This is a genomic window from Sphingobium sp. B12D2B, assembly GCF_025961775.1.
Lineage (GTDB): Bacteria > Pseudomonadota > Alphaproteobacteria > Sphingomonadales > Sphingomonadaceae > Sphingobium.
Genome location: NZ_JAOQOH010000001.1, coordinates 2,175,127 through 2,194,907 on the forward strand (window position 1 = coordinate 2,175,127; position 19,781 = coordinate 2,194,907).

The following is a 19,781-nucleotide window of genomic DNA, read 5'->3' on the forward strand; positions in this document are numbered from 1 at the left end:
TGACAAAGAAAAAGGCCCCGAAAATCGGAGCCTTCCTCTCAAACGTTGGGTGGAACCGCTCAGTTCTTCTTGAGCGTGAGGCCACCGAAGCGCTTGTTGAACTGGGCAACACGGCCGCCCTGATCGAGCTGGCGCTGACCGCCGGTCCATGCCGGGTGCGACGTCGGATCGATTTCCAGCGTCATCGTGTCGCCTTCCTTGCCCCAGGTCGAGCGGGTCTGGAAGCTGGTCCCGTCCGTCATCTGCACGGTGATGAGGTGATATTCGGGATGCGTGTCTTTTTTCATGTGTCGGCTCCTGAAATGACCGGTTTCCGACCGGTCCGGGGCGTTAGGGAAGCGCGGCCCTTAGCGGGAAAGGGCCGGCTTGGCAAGGCTCTGCGGGGTTTGTGTCCCGCTCAGTCCTTCGGCGGATCGGCGATCATCGCGACGCAGTTTGTTTCTGCGCACAATTTGCCGTCGATGCTGGCCTTGCCGGAGAATTTGCAGACCGAACCGCGCAGCTGCGTGAACTCGACATGGAGGTCCAGCAGATGCCCCGGCTCGACAGGCGCACGGAACTTCGCGCCCTCGATGGTCATGAAATAAACGAGCTTGCCCGTGCCGGCGAGCCCGAGGGACTCGACGGCGAGGATGCCGGCGGCCTGGGCAATCGCCTCGACGATGAGAACGCCCGGCATGATCGGACGCCCGGGGAAATGCCCCTGGAAGAACTGCTCGTTCATCGACACGGCCTTGACCGCGTGGATCGAGGTCTTGGGAACCATCGAGACCACACGGTCGACCAGCAGCAACGGGTAACGATGCGGCAAGGCTGCCAGCACGCCACGGATATCGAGTCCGCCGCTCTGTTCAGCCCCTGTGCTTTCCGCTTCGCTCATCGGTGATTAGCGCCCTTCGCCAGCTGTCGGCGTGCGCGCAGCCGGCGCTGCAGCGGCAGGCTGCTGCTGCTGCTGACCACCGGGCTGCCAACCCTGCGGCGGCGTGATGCTGACGGACGGTACCAGTGCGTTAATCTCCTGCACGAGCAGACGGGTGACGTCCGCCGTGGGCTGGAAGGCTTCTGCGGCTTCCGCCTTCACCAGCAGGTCGATCTTGTTCTTGGTCATCACGTTGCGCATGGCCTCGGGCAGCTTGGCGCCGATCTGCTCGAGCACATAGGCACGGGCGAGCTGGAGCGGCTGCTCGAGACGCTGCAGTTCTGCCTGCGCTTCCTGCGCGCGACGCTGTAGCTCGTTATACTGGTTCTGCAGGGTGGTCTGCGTGGCAGCGGGCGGGTTCTGGCCAGCGGCCTGCGCCGCGGTCTGCAGCGCCGTCTGCTTCTGCTGAATCTCGGTCTGCAGCGCGGTGCGACGCGTGTTGATCTGGTCGATATTCGACTTGTAGGTCACCTGCATCTGCTGGCTGGCCGTGGTGGCCGCGCTGGACTGGCCAATCGCCTCGTCGATGTTGACAACGGCAATCGCCTGCTTGACCTGTGCGGAAACCGGCGCGGAAACGCTGAGGGCCGCGACCGATGCCGTTGCGAGCGCAACAGCGGAAAAGATGGAGTTACGCATCAGAATTGTGTCCCTATGTTGAAGGTTACAAGCTTGGTATCATCGCCTTCGACCTTCACCAGGGCCTTGGCGATATCGATCCGGAACGGACCGAAGGGCGAGTTCCAGTTCACGCCGAAACCGACCGAAACGCGGGGCTTGGGGCTGTCTCCGAGGAAGACTTCTTTGAAGCCGCCAATCGACGTTACGTAAGGCGTCGTACCGGAAGGACAGCTAGCGCCATCGGGAATGGACGAAAGCGAACTGGCGGTCGTGTCGGTCGCAGGTGTGATGCACTGCCTCAAGCCGCTGGCATCCCGGATGGGGAAATCGATGTTTTGGGGCAGGTCGATCAAGTTCGGACGACGGACGCCGAAGACGGCACCGGCATCGATGAACACTGACGGACGCAGGCCCATGTCGCGCGCGCCGGCACCGAGAGGAATCTCGATCTCAAAGTGCGTGAGATAGTAAGCGCGGCCGCCCAGAGCGTCATCGGACCACTGGTCACGATTTTCACTCAGTCCGATGACGTTATTATTCTCGTCGTACAGATAAGGCTTGCGCACGATGCGCGGCCCGACGCCGCGAATATCGAAACCGCGCAATTGCGGCTCACCCAGGAAGAAGCGATCGACGAGGCGGACGGGGTCGGAATTCGGCCCCGCGCCATCTTCGAACGAATGGATGTAGCCAGCCTCGCCCTTCACCGAGAAGATGAAGCCGCCGCCGAGCGGCCAGTATTTATCGGCAGAGAGACGGTTGCGCAGGTAACGGACGTTACCGCCCAGACCGGCAAAGTCCTGACTGAACGTGATGCTGTGCCCGCGCGTCGGACGGATGCGGTTGTCCCGCATGTCGTAGATCAACGAATAGCCGATCGACGACGTGGTGCGCTTGCCGATGGCATCGCACAGGTACTGGCTTGCGCGCAGAGGGTCGCACTGGAAGTTGCCGGCCTGCTCACGGTCGGAATAATAGTTGGCCTTGTCCAGCGTCACGTCCTCGAATGAGAGGCCGTAGCGCAGCGCCAGCGACAGATATTCGGTAATCGGCAGACCGGCGCGCAACTGGAAGCCGGTGCGGACTTGGCTGTACAACGTGTTGCGGTCATTACCGGACAGGTAGTTGAACGAGTTCGTATCCTGCCGGAAGATATCGCCGCCCAGCGCGATGTTCTTGTCCAGGAAGTAGGGCTCGGTGAAGCCGACGTTCACGGACTTTGAGTAGCTCGAATAATTGACCGAAGTGCGCAGTTCCTGGCCCATGCCGCGGAAGTTGCGCTGCGTGACCGATGCCGAGAGGATGAAGCGCTCAAGGCTCGAGAAACCAGCGGAAAGCTGAAGCTCACCGGTCGCCTTTTCCTCAACATTGGTTTCCAGCACGATGCGGTCGGGCGCGGAACCCGGCTTCTGGTCGATCTCCAGACGCTCCTGGAAGAAGCCCAGCGAGTTGATCCGGTCCTGCGAGCGGCGGACCTGGAAGGTGTTGAACGCGTCGCCCTCGTGCAGACGGAACTCCCGGCGGATCACCTTGTCCTGCGTCAGCGTGTTACCGTTGATATCGATCCGCTCGACATAGACGCGCGGCGCGTTGGCGATGCGGAAGGTGATGCCCATGGTGAGGTCTTCGCGGCTGCGATTGAACTCGGGCTGCACGTCGGCGAAAGCATAGCCGAACAGACCGGCGGTCTGGTTGAGCTGCTCGACCGTGTCTTCCACGGCCTTGGCGTTGTACCAGTCGCCCTTCTTCATCCGCAGCGAGCGGGACAGGCCCTCGGAACTGAGGTCGCGAATATCGCTCTGCACGGTCACGTCACCGAACTTGTAGCGGTCGCCTTCCTCCACCACATAGGTGATGATGAAGTCCTGCTTGTTCGATGTCAGCTCGGCCACCGCCGACACGACGCGGAAATCGGCATAGCCCTGCGTCAGGTAGAACTGACGGACCTTCTGCTGGTCATAGGCAAGACGGTCGGGATCGTAGGTAGTGCCGGACGAGAAGACGCGGAACCACCGCGACTGCTTGGTCGCCATCTCGCTGCGCAGCTGCCCATCGGAGAATTTGTCATTGCCGATGATGTTGATCTGCCGGACCTTGGATTTCGGCCCTTCCGTGATTTCGTAGACGATGTCGACGCGGTTCTGGTCCAGCTGGACCAGCTTGGGATCGACGACCGCTGCAAACCGACCCTGGCGACGATACAGCTCGATGATCCGGGCGACATCCGCGCGCACCTTGGAGCGGGTGTAAATCTGCCGCGGCGCCATGCGGATTTCGGGGAGGATCTTGTCGTCCTTGAGGCGCTTGTTACCCTCCAGCACGATGCGATTGATGACCGGGTTCTCGGTCACCTGGATGGTGAGCGCGCCCTGATTGTCGCGGATCTGCACATCCGAGAACAACTCGCTGGCGTAAAGCTCGCGCAGCGCCTCGTCGAGCGTCTCGCGTGTGTATTTGTTGCCGATCCGCAGCTTGGTGTAGGAGAGGACCGTATCCCCCTCGAGGCGCTGGGCACCTTCCACCGTGATGGCGGAGATGGTGCGCTCTTCGGCGGTCACCGGCTGAACCGCAGGCGCGGAGGGCAGCGCGGGGGCCGGCTGCGCTGTGGCGCTTCCGGTGGCCTGTGCCATCGCCGGCACGGACCCGAAGCCCGCCAGGATGGTGCCACACAGGAGCAACGGCGCGAGGCGGCCCTGTGTCGATGAAATGCGTGCTGCTTCGCTCAAACTCAGATTCCTCGACATGTCCTGAATGCACTTCATCTTGGGAAGCCGCATCCGCGCTGCCTCCCCTGCCCCAACCCGATCAGCCAATCAAGCCGCTCAGCCCTCGCCAGACGCCAAACGACGCCAGATCGTTCAAAGTCACGAAGATCATCAGCCCCAGCAAAAGCGCGAGGCCCGACCGAAACGCCATTTCCTGAAAGCGTGGACTGACTGGCCTGCGCTGAATAGCTTCTATTCCGTAGAAGAACAAATGACCCCCGTCGAGCATGGGAATTGGCAAGAGATTGATGAACCCCAAGTTAATGGAGACCAGCGCGACGAAGGCAATCAGCGCCTCCGGCCCGAGGGCCGCCTGCTCGCCGGAAATCTGCGCGATCTTGAGCGGTCCGCCCAGTTCATCGACCGAGCGTCGCCCGGTGATGATATCAGCCAGGCCGCTTGCCATCATGCCGATCAGTTCGCCCGTGCGGCGCACGCCGACCCAGGGTGCCTCAAGCAACCCGACGGGGCGCGAAACCGATTCAAGGCTGCGCACGCCCAGCGCGCCATAACGGAACTCATTGCCGAATCGATCGACCTGAACGACCTCGCCGATCTTCACCGGGATCTGGCGCGCCGCCCCGCCACGCTCGACCGTGAGGGTCACCTCCTCGCCGGGCAGCTTGGTCACGATGATCTGGCGCAGCTCGCCAAACAGCTCCACCGGCTTACCATCCACGCCGCGAATCTTGTCGCCGGGCAGGATGCCGGCGCGGTCCGCCGCAGAATTGGTTTCCACCGCCGTCACGTCCGCCGGGGTGACATTCTCGCCATAGGCATAAGCGAAGCCGCCCAGAATGATCGCGGCGAACAGCAGATTGATGAGCGGCCCGGCCAGCACGATGAGCGCGCGCTTGCCGACCGACTTGGACTGGAACGTGCGGTTGCGCTCATCCGGCGGCAGTTGCAGCCAGCTCGGGTCGGACTGGCTAGCCGCGTTCATGTCTCCGGCGAACTTGACGTAGCCGCCGAGCGGCAGCGCCGCGACGCGCCAGCGCGTGCCGCGCTTGTCATGCCAGGCGAAGACTTCCTTGCCGAAGCCGATGGAAAAGGTCTCGGCATGAACGCCGAACCAGCGGCCGACGAGATAATGTCCCAGCTCATGAACGAACACGAGCGGGCCGATGACCAGCAGGAACGCGAGGATCGTGAAGAAGAAACCGGGGTTATCGGTCAATTGATGAGCTCCGCCGTCAGCTGCTCGGCCATTGCACGCGCCGACCTGTCGATGGCCTGAACATCCTCGAGCGTAGCGATGCGGCCGGCGTCGCTGCGGGCTAGCACGTCTTCGACGATCCGGCCAATATCAAGAAAGCCGATCCGCCCATCGAGGAACGCGCCAACGGCGATCTCGTTGGCGGCATTGAGAATGGCCGGTGCGCCGCCGCCGGCCTGGATCGCCTCGCGCGCAAGGCGCAGCGCGGGGAAGCGCTCCTCATCGGGCGCCTCGAAGTCGAGCCGGCCAAGCGTGGCCAGATCGAGCGGTTCGCAGGGCGTCTCCATGCGCTGCGGCCAGGCCAAAGCGCTGGCGATGGGGATGCGCATATCCGGGCAACCCAGCTGCGCAATGGTCGACCGATCGCGATATTCGACCATCGAATGGATGACCGATTGCGGGTGAACGAGGATCGAAAAGCGCTCAAGGCCGATGGGGAAGAGGTGATAAGCCTCGATTAGCTCCAGCCCCTTGTTCATCATCGTCGCGCTGTCGATGCTGATCTTGCGGCCCATCGACCAGTTGGGATGCTTGACCGCCTGCGTCGGCGTCACCGTGCGCATGGCCTCGCGGCTGAGCGTGCGGAACGGGCCGCCGCTGGCGGTGAGCGTGATCTTGCGCACGGCGTCGAGGCCGCCGCTTGCGAGGCACTGGAAGATTGCGTTGTGCTCACTGTCGACCGGCAGCAGCGCGGCGCCACTGCGGGCGACCGCCGCCATCATGACGTCACCGGCCGAAACCAAGGCCTCCTTGTTGGCCAGCGCCACGGTCTTGCCCCCGGCGACCGCAGCAAGCGTGGGAGCCAGTCCCGCGCAGCCGACAATGGCGGCCATGGTCCAGTCCGCGCCCATTTGGGCCGCCTCGATCAGTGCCTCGCCGCCGGCGGCGGCCTCGATGCCGCTACCGGCCAGCGCAGCCTTGAGTGCGCCATAACGGCTCTCATTGGCGATGACGGCGCGGCGGGCGCGGTGCGTGACGGCGATCGCGGCGAGCTTGTCGACATCGTCCCCGGCGGTCACGGCCAGAACCTCGAACGCCTCCGGTTCGCGCGCGATGAGATCGAGCGTGGAGGTGCCAACCGACCCGGTCGCGCCGAAGACGGAAACGGTGCGCGGCGCGATCATCCCAGCATTCCTCCTGCGCTGGCCAGAGCAGCCAGAATGGCGGCCAGCAGCAGGCCGTCCACACGGTCGAACATGCCGCCATGGCCGGGGATGAGATTGCCGCTATCCTTCACGCCCGCCCGCCGCTTCATCCAGCTTTCGAAGAAATCGCCGACTTGCGCCACCACTGCGATGGCTGCGCCTAGCAGGGCGCTGACCAGCACGAAGCCGGGCTGCAGGCTCACGCTGGCGACAACCGCCACCAGCAATGCCGAGGCGGTCATGCCGCCGCCCAGCCCCGCCCAGGTCTTGGAGGGGCTGATCGCCGGGGCGATCTTCGGTCCGCCAATCGTCCGCCCGGCGAAATAGGCGCCCACATCCGTCGCGATGACGATGCCGATCAGCAGCCAGCGCGTCGCAGCGCCCAAAGACAGCAGCGCCAGCGCCGCGCCGCCAATATAGATCAGCCCGAAGAGCAGCCAGAGCACGCGGGCGAGCGTGCCATCGGGAAAGCGCCGGACGAGGCCGCGCCATTCCCAGAAGACAAGCGCGCTCACCAGCGCCACCAGCAGGATCAGCACCGCGCCATTGGCCCATAGCGCGAGCCCGGCGCCGACCAGCAACACGATCGCGGAGCCGGTGCGAACCGCCAGATCGGAGCGAGGCGCGCGTTCCGCCATCATCGGCCTCCGTACCGGCGCTCACGGCAGGCATAGCTTTCCACCGCGGCTGCCAGCGCCGCCTCATCGAAGTCCGGCCACAGCGTCTCGGTGAAATACAGTTCGGCATAGGCCGCCTGCCAGAGCAGGAAGTTGGAGAGGCGCACTTCGCCAGAGGTGCGGATCAACAGATCGAGCGGCGGCAGGTCAGCGGTATCGAGCTGCGCCGCGATGACGGCGGGCGTGATCGCTTCGGGTGCCAGCGTGCCGGCCTGCACCTGCTGGGCAAGAGCGCGCATGGCGCGAGCCAGTTCGTCCTGCGATCCATAATTGAGCGCCACTACCAGCGTGGACGCGGTGTTGGCGGCGGTGCGCGCCACGGCCGCATCGACCATGGCCGCCGCTTCCGGCTCGAAGGCATGGTGATTGCCGATGATCTTCAGCCGGATGCCGGCCTCGTGCAGATCATCCACTTCCGAGCGGAGAAACTGCTTCATCAGGCCGGTCAGGTCGGCAATCTCGTCCTCAGGCCGCTTCCAGTTCTCAGACGAAAAGGCATAGAGCGTCACGCATTCAATGCCGAGCTTGGATGCAGCGCGCAGGGTACGGCGCACGGCCTCGGCTCCGGCGCGATGACCGGCGACGCGTGGCAAGCGACGCGCCTTCGCCCAGCGACCATTGCCATCCATGATGATCGCGACATGGCGCGGCACCGCCCCTTCCCCGCCGGTCTGGGCGGGGGTCGGCGCGGCCTTGCGCGTCATCCTGGACCTCAAAAGGCTCATAAATGGCCCTGGCCTCTCCCTCGGCAGTCGAAGGACGGATTATTTGCCAAGGATTTCCTTTTCCTTCGCCTGCGCTGCCGCATCGATATCCGCTATGGTCGAATCGGTGAGCTTCTGCACGTCGGCTTCGGCACGCTTGCGCTCGTCCTCGCTGATCTCGCCCTTCTTCTCGTCGGTTTTGAGATTGTCCATGCCATCGCGGCGGACGTTGCGGGCGGCGACGCGCGCCTTCTCGGCATATTGGCCGGCCAGCTTGGCGAGTTCCTTGCGGCGCTCTTCGGTCAGGTCGGGAATCGGCAGACGGACATTCTGCCCATCGACAATCGGATTGAGGCCAAGGCCCGCCGAGCGGATCGCCTTGTCGACCGGGCCGACATTGGACTTGTCCCACACCTGCACGGAGAGCAGGCGCGGCTCCGGCGCAGAAACGGTCGCGACCTGATTGAGCGGCATCTTGGCGCCGTACACCTCAACGGTGATGGGATCGAGCAGGCCCACATTGGCCCGGCCCGTGCGCAGCCCGTTCAAATCATGCTGAAGCGCGTCGACGGCGCCTGCCATGCGGCGCTCCAGATCAGCCTTGTCATATTTTGCCATCTTGCCTCTCCGATGAACCTAGCGACCGCTGTCGACCAGGGTCGAAACGCCCTCGCCGCGCAGCACGCGGGCAAGGTTGCCCTGCTCGCGAATGTTGAACACGATGATGGGAATGGCGTTGTCGCGGCACAGCGCCACGGCGCTGGCATCCATCACCTTGAGATTTTGTGTGAGCACCTGATCGTAACTTACGCGATCGAAACGCTTTGCAGAATCGACGAGTTTGGGGTCGGCGTCATAGACGCCATCGACCGACGTGCCCTTGTAGAGCGCATCGCAGCTCATCTCCGCTGCTCGCAAGGCCGCGCCGCTGTCCGTCGTGAAATAGGGATTGCCCGTGCCGGCGGCGAAGATCACCACCCGACCCTTCTCCAGATGTCGCTGGGCGCGACGACGGATATAGGGCTCGCAGACGCTCGCCATGGGGATAGCGGACTGCACCCGCGTCGCGACGCCCAGATGCTCCAGCGCATCCTGCATGGCGAGGGCGTTCATGACGGTCGCCAGCATGCCCATATAATCGGCATTGGCGCGGTCCATGCCCTGCGCTGCGCCGGCCATGCCGCGGAAGATGTTGCCGCCGCCGATCACCAGACAGATCTCGAAGCCGAATTCCTTGGCTTCCTTCACTTCCCCGGCCACGCGCGCGACAGTGCCCGGATCGATACCGAAGCTCTGAGCCCCCATCGCGGCCTCGCCCGAGAGCTTGATGAGAATGCGCTTGGGGGCAGTGGTGGTCATGAATGCCTAACAAATTCCAGAGACGGGAGCGGCGCGGACCTTAGTAAGCCCGCGCCGCCATGCCAAGCACCGAGCGCGCCCGGTGCGTAATAAATGAAGGAAAGGATCAGGCGCCGACGGCGGCTGCGACCTCTGCCGCAAAATCCTTCTCTTCCTTCTCGATGCCTTCGCCGAGTTGGAAGCGCACATAGTCCTTGAGGACGATGGTCGTGCCGGCATCCTTCGCGGCCTTGGCCACGACGTCCGCGATCGGCGTCTTGTTGTCCATCACGAAGATCTGCGAGAGCAGCGCCTGCTCCTTGGCGAACTTCGCCACGGCGCCGTCGACCATCTTGGCGACGATGTCGGCGGGCTTGCCCGACTCGGCAGCCTTCTCCGCCGCGATCTTGCGCTCGCGGTCGAGGATCTCGGACGGAATGTCCTCAGCCTTGAGCGCGACCGGGAAAGCCGCCGCGATGTGCATGGCGATCTGCTTGCCGAGCGGGGCGAGCACGTCGGCACCGGCCGGGCTTTCCAGCGCGACGAGCACGCCGATCTTGCCGAGCGAGGGCGCCACCGCGTTGTGCATGTAATCGATGACCAGACCCTGATCGACCGACACAGCCTTCACGCGACGCAGCTGCTGGTTTTCGCCGATGGTGGCGACATTGGTCACCAGCGCATCGTTGATCGTGCCACCGGCCGGGTGCGGCGCGGCCAGCAGAGCCTCGGCATCGCCGATGGCGTTCTTGAGCGCCACGTCGCCGGCCGTGCGGACGAAGCCCTGGAACTGATCGTTCTTGGCGACGAAGTCCGTCTCGCTGTTCACTTCGACGGCAACGCCGCGCGTGCCATCGACAGCCACGACCACCAGGCCCTCGGCTGCGGTGCGGCTCGACTTCTTCTGCGCGGCGGCAAGGCCCTTGGCGCGCAGCCAGTCGACTGCGGCTTCCACGTCACCATTGGTTTCGGCAAGCGCCTTCTTGCAGTCCATCATGCCAGCGCCCGAGCGCTCGCGCAGTTCCTTGACGGCGGCTGCGGTAATCTCTGCCATGTCTCTTGTTCCTCAAATCTCGAATTCAATGTTGCCAGATGTCAGGCGGGCGCCAGGATCGTTCCCGATCCGGCGCCCTGCCCGCACATTGTTGCGTGCGTTTGACGGCGCCGATCAGGCCTGCGCGAGCGCTTCCTCAGCCGGCGGCTCGTCCATGGCGCCAAGGTCCATGCCGGATGCCGCGGCGGCGTTCTGGTTGCCGCGGGTCGCAGCCTGGGCCAGAGCCTCGCAATAGAGGCGGATGGCGCGGCTGGCGTCGTCATTGGCCGGAACCGGGAAGGCGATGCCCGACGGATCGACGTTCGAGTCGAGAACCGCGACCACCGGGATACCCAGCGTGTTGGCTTCCTTGATCGCCAGCTCTTCCTTGTTGACGTCGATGACGAACATCACGTCCGGAATGCCGCCCATGTCGCGGATGCCGCCAAGCGACAGCTCGAGCTTGTCGCGCTCGCGCGTCATCTGGAGCACTTCCTTCTTGGTGAGGCCGTGGGTATCGCCCGACAGCTTCTCCTCAAGCGTCTTGAGACGCTTGATCGAGCCGGAAATGGTCTTCCAGTTGGTGAGCATGCCGCCCAGCCAGCGGTGATTGACGAAGTGCTGACCCGAACGACGGGCGGCCTCGGCAATCGGCTCCTGCGCCTGGCGCTTTGTGCCGACGAACAGCACCTTGCCGCCAGCGGCGACCGTCGCGGACACGAAGTCCAGCGCGCGGGCGAAGAGGGGAACGGTCTGCGAGAGATCGAGGATGTGGATGCCGTTCCGCTCGCCGAAGATGTACGGCTTCATGCGGGGATTCCAGCGGTGCGTCTGGTGGCCGAAGTGCGCGCCGGCCTCGATCAATTGGTGCAGGGTGACGACGGGTGCCGCCATAATATATCTCCTTCCGGTTGAGCCTCTGGGATTCAGTGACCGCGAAGCGGCACCGGTATGTGGCGAATCCCATGTGGGTTAGACGCGCGCCCTTAGACCAAGCCCGACAGGAGCACAAGCCTGCACATCACGCTTGACAGGCGGCGAGAACAAGAACAAATAGTGAACATAAAGCCATGGCGATGCTGTGGACACAGGAAAGGGACGACGATGTTCTATATTCTGGGATGTGCCTTGTTTGCGGTTGCGGCGACTTTGGCGGCGACGATCATGGTCCATGAACTGCGCCTGCACCATGGCGCGATGATACGCGCCCTGCGGACGCTGGATCTGGAAGGTTGGACGCCCGAACGTGCCGGGCAGCGGCAGACGGCACAGCCCGTCGCCGCGACAGGCCTCAGCCTTGCGATAGCGATGCCGCCACGAGCCGCCGCTTGACTCGAGCGTAGCTGACCAGCCCGATCGGCAGCAGCGCGATGTATGCCAGCGACAGCAGAAGCAGGGCATGCCACGGCGCAACCATCAGGCTCGCGGCGAAGATGCCGGCCAGCAGAATGGCGAACAGGCGCCAGGCCGGCGGCACGCGGAGCCCCTTCCAGCCCAGCGTCGGCAGGCTGGAGATCATCAGGAACGCCGAAATGATGATCCACGGGGCGACAAGCCGCCAGTCGCGGAACACGTCCAGTCCGGTGATGAACCAGGCATAGAGGGGCAGCAAAGCAATGCCGGCGCCGGCCGGGGCAGGCACGCCGGTGAGAAAGCCCGCAGCCTTGCGCGGCTGATCGATTACATCGAGGCTTGCATTGAAGCGCGCGAGGCGCAGCGCGCAGCTGAGCGCCAGCACCAGCGCGACGATCCAGCCAAAGCGGGGCATGGACTGCAAGGACCAGAGATAGACAAGGAGCGCCGGCGAGACGCCAAAGGCAATCGCGTCCGAGAGCGAATCGAGTTCCGCGCCGAAGCGACTGTCCGCCCGCAGCAGGCGCGCGACACGTCCGTCCACGCCATCGAGCACGCCGGCAAAGATGATCGCCGCGACGGCAAGCTGCCATTCACCGGAAATGCCATATCGAATGGCGGTGAGACCAAAGCAGAGCGCCATCGCCGTAATGGCGTTCGGTGCGACCTGACGCAGCGTGATGCCGCGGCTCATCCGGGCGATGGGACGCGGTCGCGCCATTATATCAGATCCGACACAGGCGCGGATCCGCCAATGGGCGCGCCAAGCGAGCGAGGCCTCATTGCAGCACAGCCGTAGCGGACTGATTCTCGCCCAGATGCGCCAGGATCGTTTCGCCGGCCACCGTATGCGTGCCCAGCGCGACCTGCGGCGCCGTGCCGGCAGGGAGATAGACGTCCACGCGGCTACCGAAGCGGATCAACCCGACGCGCTGGCCCGCCGCGACGATATCGCCGCGCTTGACGAAAGGAACGATCCGCCGCGCGACCAGCCCGGCGATCTGCGTGAAGCCCACCCGCACGCCATCGCTACGCTCGACCAGAATATGCTGGCGCTCATTGTCTTCGCTGGCCTTGTCCAGGTCCGCATTGACGAACTTGCCACTGATATAGACGACATCCTTGATGGTGCCGCTGATCGGGGTGCGATTGATGTGGACGTCGAACACGCTCATGAAGATAGAAACCCGTGTCATGGGTTCGGTTCCAAGCTTGTCGGGTCCGACCATCTCCGGCGGGGGCGGAACGACCTGGATCAGGGTGACCAGGCCATCCGCCGGCGCGATGATAGCGCGCTCGTCCTGCGGCACGGCGCGGATGGGATCGCGGAAGAAGGCGAACACCCAAAGCGTCACGCCGACCATCAGCCAGGCCAGGGTCGACCAGCCCATCAAGGCAAAAATGAGGGTAATCGCAGCGGCAATCGCCCCAAAGCGCCGCCCCTCCGGGTGAACCGATGGGAAACTCCACTTGACGCTTGTCCGTGAAGGCGCGACCGGCTGCGTGCCCGAAAATTCTGTTGTCATGGGCTCTGTTTAGGGTGAGCCGCCGCCCGGCACAATCCCCGCCGGCCCAAACAGGCCTGCCACATGGCATAAATCGCCCGACATCAGCCTCTCACGCGTGGCCAGGGTAGTTGATCATCGCCGCGACCTTCCCTAGAGGCATCGTGAAAGGCCCTGCCGCGCGTGGTCGTGGCGGCCCCAGCGACATCGAACAGGGAACATGGCACGCATGAGCAAGATCAAGGTGAAAAATCCGATCGTCGAGATCGACGGCGATGAGATGACCCGGATCATCTGGGAATGGATCCGCGAGCGGCTCATCAAGCCTTATGTCGACGTCGACCTTCACTATTTTGATCTGAGCGTCGAAGAGCGTGACCGCACCAACGACCAAATTACCATCGATTCCGCCGAGGCAATCAAGAAGTACGGCGTCGGCGTGAAGTGCGCCACGATCACGCCGGACGAGGCGCGTGTCGAGGAGTTCAACCTCAAGCAGATGTGGAAGTCGCCGAACGGCACGATCCGCAACATTCTGGGCGGCGTCGTGTTCCGCGAGCCGATAGTCATCAAGAACGTGCCCCGTCTGGTGCCGGGCTGGACCGACCCGATCGTGATCGGCCGCCATGCCTTTGGCGATCAGTATCGCGCCACCGACTTCCTCGTGCCCGGCCCCGGCAAGCTGCGTCTGGTGTTCGAAGGCGACGATGGCAAGGTGATCGACCGCGAGGTCTTCCAGTTCCCCGGCTCGGGCGTCGCCATGTCGATGTACAATCTCGACCAGTCGATCATCGATTTCGCCCGCGCATCCATGAACTATGCGCTCGACCGCAAGTGGCCGCTGTACCTCTCCACCAAGAACACGATCATCAAAGCCTATGACGGCCGTTTCAAGGATCTGTTCCAGGACGTTTTCGACCGTGAATTCAAGGACAAGTACGCGGCTGCTGGCATCGAATATCAGCACCGCCTGATCGACGACATGGTCGCGGCCGCACTCAAGTGGAGCGGCAAGTTCGTATGGGCGTGCAAGAATTATGACGGCGACGTCCAGTCGGACACCGTGGCGCAGGGCTTCGGCTCGCTCGGCCTGATGACCTCCGTCCTCATGTCGCCCGACGGCAAGACGGTCGAGGCCGAAGCCGCGCATGGCACCGTGACCCGTCACTATCGCCAGCACCAGCAGGGCAAGGCGACCTCCACCAATCCGATCGCCTCGATCTTCGCGTGGACCGGTGGCCTCAAGTTCCGCGGCAAGTTCGACGAGACGCCGGACGTCGTCCGCTTTGCCGAGACGCTGGAGCGCGTCTGCGTGCAGACGGTGGAAAATGGCGAGATGACCAAGGATCTCGCGATCCTCATCGGCCCGAATCAGGCCTGGATGACCACCGAGCAGTTCTTCGAGGCGATCCGCCGGAACCTCGAAGCTGAAATGAGCAACTGGTCCTAAAGACCTGAAGGGGGCGCTTCGATGGGGTCAACCACGCTCGAAGCGCCCTCCTCCCTCCCTGCGGCACGCCCGCACCCTGGCCTCCCGCCCACTCGTCCGAGCGGACTGATCCGATGATCCACGGCACGTTCGGCAGCCAGACCTTCAACGAGGCGCTGGTCATTCTCGGCGCGGCAGGCCTCGTGATCCCCGCCTTCGCACGCTTCCGCATCAGCCCGATCATCGGCTTCATCCTCGTCGGCCTGCTGGTCGGCCCCTTTGGTCTCGGCCGGTTCGTCAGCGCCTATCCGGCGCTCGCCCATGTGACGATTTCGCGGGAATCGGCGATCACTGCCTTTGCCGAACTCGGCATCGTCATGCTGCTCTTCTCCATCGGCCTGGAACTGTCGTTCAAGCGCCTGTGGTCGATGCGCAAATTCGTCTTCGGCATCGGTGCGGCGGAACTGCTCGGCAGCGCCACGCTGATCGGCGGCGGGATGCTGCTGCTGGGCAGCAGCCTGTATGCCGCCATCGGCCTGGGTCTTGCCCTCTCCCTCTCGTCAACGGCGCTCGTCATGCCGATTGCCGGCACCCATTCGGCGGTTGGCAAATCCGCGTTCGGCATGTTGCTCTTCGAGGATCTGGCGCTCGTGCCCATCGTCTTCGCGCTTGGTGCCATGGCGCCCAATGTCGCGGACGATGGCTGGGAAAATCTCGCCACCGTCCTGTTGACCGGCGGCCTCGCCGTCCTCGCCTTGCTGATCGGCGGGCGCTTCATGCTCCCCCGCCTCTTCGCACAGGCGGCGCGCGCCAAGCGGCCCGAGGTGTTTCTGGCGGCAAGCCTGCTCGTCGTGATGGTCTCCAGCCTGCTCACCACGGCGGCAGGCCTCTCGCCCATCGTCGGCGCGCTGGTCGCGGGCATTCTCATCGCCGAAACCGACTATCACGGCCAGGTCGAGGGCATGACCGAGCCGTTCAAGGGTCTGGCGCTGGGCGTCTTCCTGATCACGGTCGGCATGGCGATCGATCCGGTCGCCCTGGTCGCGCAATGGGATGGGTTGCTGCTGGCGATCACCGGCGTGGTTCTCGCGAAGGTGGCGGTGACCAGCCTGCTGCTGCGGCTTGCGGGCGCGCGGCGCGGGGTGGCGCTGGAAACCGGCATCCTGATGGGCAGCCCCTCGGAAACGACGCTCATCGTGCTGGCGAGCGCCGTGACGGCCAATCTCATCAGCCCCGGCACGGCCGCTTTCTGGCAAATGGCCACCGCCATCGGCCTCACCCTCACACCCATCCTCGCCAAATTCGGGCATCGCATGGCCCGGCGGGTCGAACGGGATGCGCTGGAGCCGGACACCAACGAGACCGATGACAATGCGCGCGCCGCCATCATCCTCGGCTTCGGCCGCGTTGGCCGCACCGTCGCGGATCTCCTGCGGGTACATGAGGTGCCCTATGTGGCGGTGGAGAACGATATCGATATCGTCGCGCAGGCCCGGGCGGAGGGCTACACCGTCCAGTTCGGCGATGTGTCGCGCCCGGACACGCTCGATCGCCTGAGACTCGGGCGCGCGCAGGCGCTCATCATCACCATGGACGACCCGGTGCTGGCGATGCGCGTCACCAATCGCGTGCGGGGCTGGCTGGACGATCTGCCAATCATCGTGCGGGCGCGGGACACCACCCACGCCGCGCAACTCTATCGGGCCGGCGCAAGCGACGCGGTGCCGGAGACGCTGGAAAGCTCACTGCACCTCGCCGAGACCGCGCTGGTGGACCTCGGCCTGCCCATGGGGCCGGTAATCGCGTCCGTGCACCAGAAGCGCGAGGACTTGCAGAATGAGATCAAGGCGGCGGCGGAACTCGACGTCGCGCCGCGGCTGCGGAGTCGACGGCTGGGGGAAGCGAACGGTCCCGCCTGAACGCAGGCCGCCGCTAGCGCGGCTCGTGCTCGGTTCCGCTGCCCGGGGTGATGAACAGCGGTTCCACCTCTCCGGCAGCATCCGCAGTGTGCCAGACATTGGCGGGGTTGATCGCATAGTCGCCGGCGGAGAGCGCAACATGGGTTTCCGTCCCATCCTCGCCGCGCTGCCGCAGCGTCACGGCGCCAGCGATGCAATAGACGATTTCGTCGCCGAGCGGATGCCGCTCCCACATCGACCAATTGCTGCTGAAACGATAGGCGCTGACCAGGCGGCCATCTGCGCCATCTCCGCCATGGCGGGCATCATAGGCGGCATACCAGGCCGGATCGGAGGTCATGGCTGGCTGTGCCACCGCCTTACCGCCCCGCGCGAGGTGGATGGGATAGATGCTGAGCGACTTCGGCGTCATGGATCGTCTCCCACACAGGAGCCGGCCGGACCGAGAGGTCTGCCCTCCCCCGTTCAGCGCCCCGTTAGCCCTGCGCGATGCGCGCCTTGATCGCCTCGATCGCCGCCGGTGCAGCCGAACCGTCCGGACCGCCACCCTGCGCCATATCCGGGCGACCGCCGCCACCCTGCCCGCCCAGCGCAGCCACGCCGAGCCGGACCAGATCGACAGCGCTGAACGTGCCGGTCAGATCGTCGGTCACGCCGGCCGCGATGCTCGCGCGCCCGTCATTCACCGCGATGACGACGGCGATGCCGCTGGCAAGCCGGCCCTTGGCGTCATCCACCAGGCCGCGCAGTCCCTTGGGGTCGAGTCCATCGAACTGCTGGGCGAGCACCTTGTAGCCATTGACGATCTCGGGCGCAGCCTCAGCCGAAGCGCCGCCGCCCGATGCGCCAGCCAGCGCGAGCGCCTTCTTGGCCTCCGCCAACTCGCGCTCCAGCTTGCGGCTCTGTTCGGCCAGCGCGGCCACGCGGGTCGTCGCGTCCTCGGGCGTCGTCCGCAAGGTCGTGGCGATGGCGCGCAATTGTTCGTCGCGCTGCGTGAGCCACAGGCGCGCGGCCTCCCCGGTCAGCGCCTCGATCCGGCGGACACCACTGGCAACCGCGCTTTCGCCGACGATCTTGAACAGCGCGATGTCGCCCAGCGCGCGCACATGGGTGCCGCCGCACAGCTCAACCGAATAGGTGCCCTCGTCGCCCGTGCCCATGGAGAGCACGCGCACTTCGTCGCCATATTTCTCGCCGAACAGAGCCATGGCGCCGGCGGCAATCGCGTCGTCCGGCGACATGAGCCGCGTGCTGACCTCAGCATTGCCGCGAATTTGCGCGTTCACATCGGCCTCGACCCGCGCGATCTGCGCCGGGGTGAGCGCCTCGGGATGCGAGAAGTCGAAACGCAGCCGGTCTTCCGCGACGAGGCTGCCCTTCTGGGTCACATGCGGGCCGAGCGTCTTGCGGAGCGCTGCGTGCAACAGGTGCGTGGCGCTGTGATTGGCGCGCACGCGCGCGCGGCGGGCGGCATCGACCTCCATGTGGACGATATCGCCAATGGCGATTCGCCCGGCCTCGATGCTCGCCTGATGGGCGTGAAGACGGCCCAGGGGCTTGGCGGTGTCCGAGACGGTCGCGGACAGCCCATCTGACTTGCTGATCCGACCGGTATCGCCTGCCTGGCCGCCGCTCTCACCATAAAAGGGCGTCTGATTGGTGACGATGGTCACGCTCTCGCCAGCCTGCGCCTGCTCGACACGGGCGCCATCCCTGACCAGCGCGACGACGCGACCCTCACCGGCTTCGCTCAGATAGCCGGTGAACTCGGTCGAGCCCTCGCTCTCGGCAATATCGAACCAGACGTCTTCCGATGCCTTCTGGCCAGAGCCTTTCCAAGCGGCGCGCGCGGCGGCCTTTTGGGCAGCCATGGCCGCGTCGAAGCCGGAGCGGTCGACGGTGAGGCCCTGGGCGCGCAGCGCGTCTTCGGTCAGATCGTAAGGGAAGCCGTAGGTGTCATAGAGCTTGAACGCCGTGTCACCGGGCAGCGTCGCACCTGTCGGCAAGCCGGCCACGGCTTCGTCCAGCAGCTTGAGCCCCTTGTCGAGCGTCTGCCGGAAGCGAGTTTCCTCGCGCAGCAGTGTTTCCTCAATCAGCGGTTGGGCGCGGATCAATTCCGGGAAGGCCGCGCCCATTTCCGCGCTGAGACCGCCAACCAGGCGGTGCATCAGCGGCTCGGCGGCGCCCAGCAGATGCGCATGACGCATGGCGCGGCGCATGATCCGCCGCAGCACATAACCGCGCCCCTCATTGGCCGGCAGCACGCCATCGGCAATCAGGAAGCCCGCCGAACGCAAATGGTCGGCAATGACGCGGTGGCTGGCGGCCTGCTCGCCTTTTGCCGAGGTTTTGGTCAGCGTGGCGGACAGATCGATCAGAGCCCGGAACTGGTCGGTATCGAAGACGCTATGCACGCCCTGAATGACCGTAGCCGCGCGTTCGAGGCCCATGCCGGTGTCGATGGACGGACGCGGCAAATCGCCGACGATTTCGCCGCCCAGCTGCTCGAACTGCATGAAGACGAGATTCCAGATCTCGACGAACCGATCGCCATCTTCATCGGGCGAACCCGGAGGCCCACCGGGCACGTCCGGACCATGATCGTAGAAGATTTCAGAACAGGGGCCGCATGGGCCATCATCGCCCATCGACCAAAAATTGTCTTTGGTCGCGATGCGGATGATGCGCTCGTCCGGCAGGCCGATTTTTTTCCAGTAGCCAAATGCCTCGTCATCGGTGTGATAGACCGTGACCAGCAGCCGATCCTTGGGCAGGCCGAGTTCGCGCGTGACGAACGTCCACGCCAGCTCGATGGCGCGTTCCTTGAAATAATCGCCAAACGAGAAATTGCCGAGCATCTCGAAGAAGGTGAGGTGCCGCGCGGTATAGCCGACATTATCGAGATCGTTGTGCTTGCCGCCCGCACGCACGCACTTCTGCGAGGAGGTCGCCGTCTTGTAGGGGCGGCTCTCAAGCCCAGTGAACACATTCTTGAACGGCACCATGCCGGCGTTCACGAACATGAGCGTGGGATCGTTATTGGGCACGAGCGGCGCGGAAGGCACGATCTCATGACCATTGGCCCCGAAATAATCGAGGAACGCGCGGCGGATATCGTTGGTCGACGTCATGGACGAGCGATTAGGGGAAGCCGCAG

General features: G+C 64.6%; 19 protein-coding genes. 3 read left to right on the top strand and 16 right to left on the bottom strand.

Annotation, left to right across the window (positions count from 1 at the left end; all coding sequences use genetic code 11):
* Positions 1–59 precede the first annotated feature (59 nt).
* The 12 genes from rpmE to rpsB form a co-directional block, all read right to left on the bottom strand.
* Positions 60–287, bottom strand: a complete 228-nt coding sequence (gene rpmE, locus M2335_RS10305; protein ID WP_181559464.1) for a 50S ribosomal protein L31 — start codon at positions 285–287, stop codon at positions 60–62.
* Between the two features lie 110 nt (positions 288–397).
* Positions 398–880: a 3-hydroxyacyl-ACP dehydratase FabZ gene (gene fabZ, locus M2335_RS10310; protein WP_264575947.1), complete on the bottom strand. Its 483-nt coding sequence runs from the start codon at positions 878–880 to the stop codon at positions 398–400.
* A 6-nt stretch (positions 881–886) separates the two neighbouring features.
* A complete protein-coding gene (locus tag M2335_RS10315; RefSeq protein WP_264572649.1) occupies positions 887–1,558 on the bottom strand; it encodes an OmpH family outer membrane protein in 672 nt (223 codons plus the stop codon).
* Positions 1,558–4,170, bottom strand: a complete 2,613-nt coding sequence (gene bamA / locus M2335_RS10320; protein ID WP_413716141.1) for an outer membrane protein assembly factor BamA — start codon at positions 4,168–4,170, stop codon at positions 1,558–1,560. Before bamA ends, M2335_RS10315 begins: the two co-directional genes overlap by 1 nt.
* 175 nt (positions 4,171–4,345) lie before the next feature.
* Positions 4,346–5,482, bottom strand: coding sequence for a M50 family metallopeptidase (locus tag M2335_RS10325; RefSeq protein WP_264594626.1), 1,137 nt, complete (start codon positions 5,480–5,482; stop codon positions 4,346–4,348).
* Positions 5,479–6,645, bottom strand: a complete 1,167-nt coding sequence (locus tag M2335_RS10330; protein ID WP_264594627.1) for a 1-deoxy-D-xylulose-5-phosphate reductoisomerase — start codon at positions 6,643–6,645, stop codon at positions 5,479–5,481. Before M2335_RS10330 ends, M2335_RS10325 begins: the two co-directional genes overlap by 4 nt.
* The gene (locus tag M2335_RS10335; protein WP_264594628.1) at positions 6,642–7,304 is read right to left on the bottom strand and encodes a phosphatidate cytidylyltransferase; all 663 of its coding nucleotides are present in this window, start codon (positions 7,302–7,304) and stop codon (positions 6,642–6,644) included. Before M2335_RS10335 ends, M2335_RS10330 begins: the two co-directional genes overlap by 4 nt.
* The gene (locus tag M2335_RS10340; RefSeq protein ID WP_264594629.1) at positions 7,304–8,047 is read right to left on the bottom strand and encodes an isoprenyl transferase; all 744 of its coding nucleotides are present in this window, start codon (positions 8,045–8,047) and stop codon (positions 7,304–7,306) included. The genes M2335_RS10335 and M2335_RS10340 overlap by 1 nt, the downstream gene beginning before the upstream one ends.
* Positions 8,048–8,107: 60 nt before the next feature.
* A complete protein-coding gene (gene frr / locus M2335_RS10345) occupies positions 8,108–8,665 on the bottom strand; it encodes a ribosome recycling factor (protein ID WP_264570122.1) in 558 nt (185 codons plus the stop codon).
* An 18-nt stretch (positions 8,666–8,683) separates the two neighbouring features.
* Positions 8,684–9,406, bottom strand: a complete 723-nt coding sequence (gene pyrH, locus M2335_RS10350; protein WP_264570121.1) for a UMP kinase — start codon at positions 9,404–9,406, stop codon at positions 8,684–8,686.
* A gap of 106 nt (positions 9,407–9,512) precedes the next feature.
* On the bottom strand, positions 9,513–10,439 hold the full coding sequence (tsf, locus tag M2335_RS10355) for a translation elongation factor Ts (protein WP_264570120.1): 927 nt from the start codon (positions 10,437–10,439) through the stop codon (positions 9,513–9,515).
* Positions 10,440–10,553: 114 nt separating this feature from the next.
* Entirely contained in the window at positions 10,554–11,312 is a 759-nt protein-coding gene (gene rpsB / locus M2335_RS10360) for a 30S ribosomal protein S2 (protein ID WP_181559454.1), read from the bottom strand.
* A gap of 210 nt (positions 11,313–11,522) precedes the next feature.
* Between rpsB and M2335_RS10365 the strand changes: the two genes are divergently transcribed.
* Positions 11,523–11,750, top strand: coding sequence for a hypothetical protein (locus M2335_RS10365; protein ID WP_264594630.1), 228 nt, complete (start codon positions 11,523–11,525; stop codon positions 11,748–11,750).
* Here M2335_RS10365 and M2335_RS10370 read toward each other — a convergent pair.
* On the bottom strand, positions 11,710–12,492 hold the full coding sequence (locus M2335_RS10370) for a CDP-alcohol phosphatidyltransferase family protein (protein ID WP_264594631.1): 783 nt from the start codon (positions 12,490–12,492) through the stop codon (positions 11,710–11,712). The two genes, M2335_RS10365 and M2335_RS10370, sit on opposite strands and share 41 nt — an antisense overlap.
* Before the next feature lie 58 nt (positions 12,493–12,550).
* Positions 12,551–13,297 (bottom strand): phosphatidylserine decarboxylase, encoded by a 747-nt coding sequence (locus M2335_RS10375; RefSeq protein WP_264594632.1) that lies wholly within the window; start codon positions 13,295–13,297, stop codon positions 12,551–12,553.
* 208 nt (positions 13,298–13,505) lie between these two features.
* On the opposite strand from M2335_RS10375, the gene M2335_RS10380 reads away from it, so the two are divergent.
* Both M2335_RS10380 and M2335_RS10385 read left to right on the top strand, forming a co-directional pair.
* Positions 13,506–14,726 (top strand): NADP-dependent isocitrate dehydrogenase, encoded by a 1,221-nt coding sequence (locus tag M2335_RS10380; RefSeq protein ID WP_264594633.1) that lies wholly within the window; start codon positions 13,506–13,508, stop codon positions 14,724–14,726.
* Positions 14,727–14,839: 113 nt separating this feature from the next.
* Positions 14,840–16,624 carry a cation:proton antiporter gene (locus M2335_RS10385; protein WP_264587070.1) on the top strand — a complete coding sequence of 595 codons (1,785 nt, stop codon included), beginning with the start codon at positions 14,840–14,842 and terminating at the stop codon, positions 16,622–16,624.
* A gap of 13 nt (positions 16,625–16,637) precedes the next feature.
* On the opposite strand, the gene M2335_RS10390 is transcribed toward M2335_RS10385, so the two are convergent.
* Both M2335_RS10390 and alaS read right to left on the bottom strand, forming a co-directional pair.
* Positions 16,638–17,036: a cupin domain-containing protein gene (locus tag M2335_RS10390; protein WP_264594634.1), complete on the bottom strand. Its 399-nt coding sequence runs from the start codon at positions 17,034–17,036 to the stop codon at positions 16,638–16,640.
* Between the two features lie 64 nt (positions 17,037–17,100).
* Positions 17,101–19,755 carry an alanine--tRNA ligase gene (alaS, locus tag M2335_RS10395; RefSeq protein ID WP_264594635.1) on the bottom strand — a complete coding sequence of 885 codons (2,655 nt, stop codon included), beginning with the start codon at positions 19,753–19,755 and terminating at the stop codon, positions 17,101–17,103.
* Positions 19,756–19,781 lie beyond the last annotated feature (26 nt).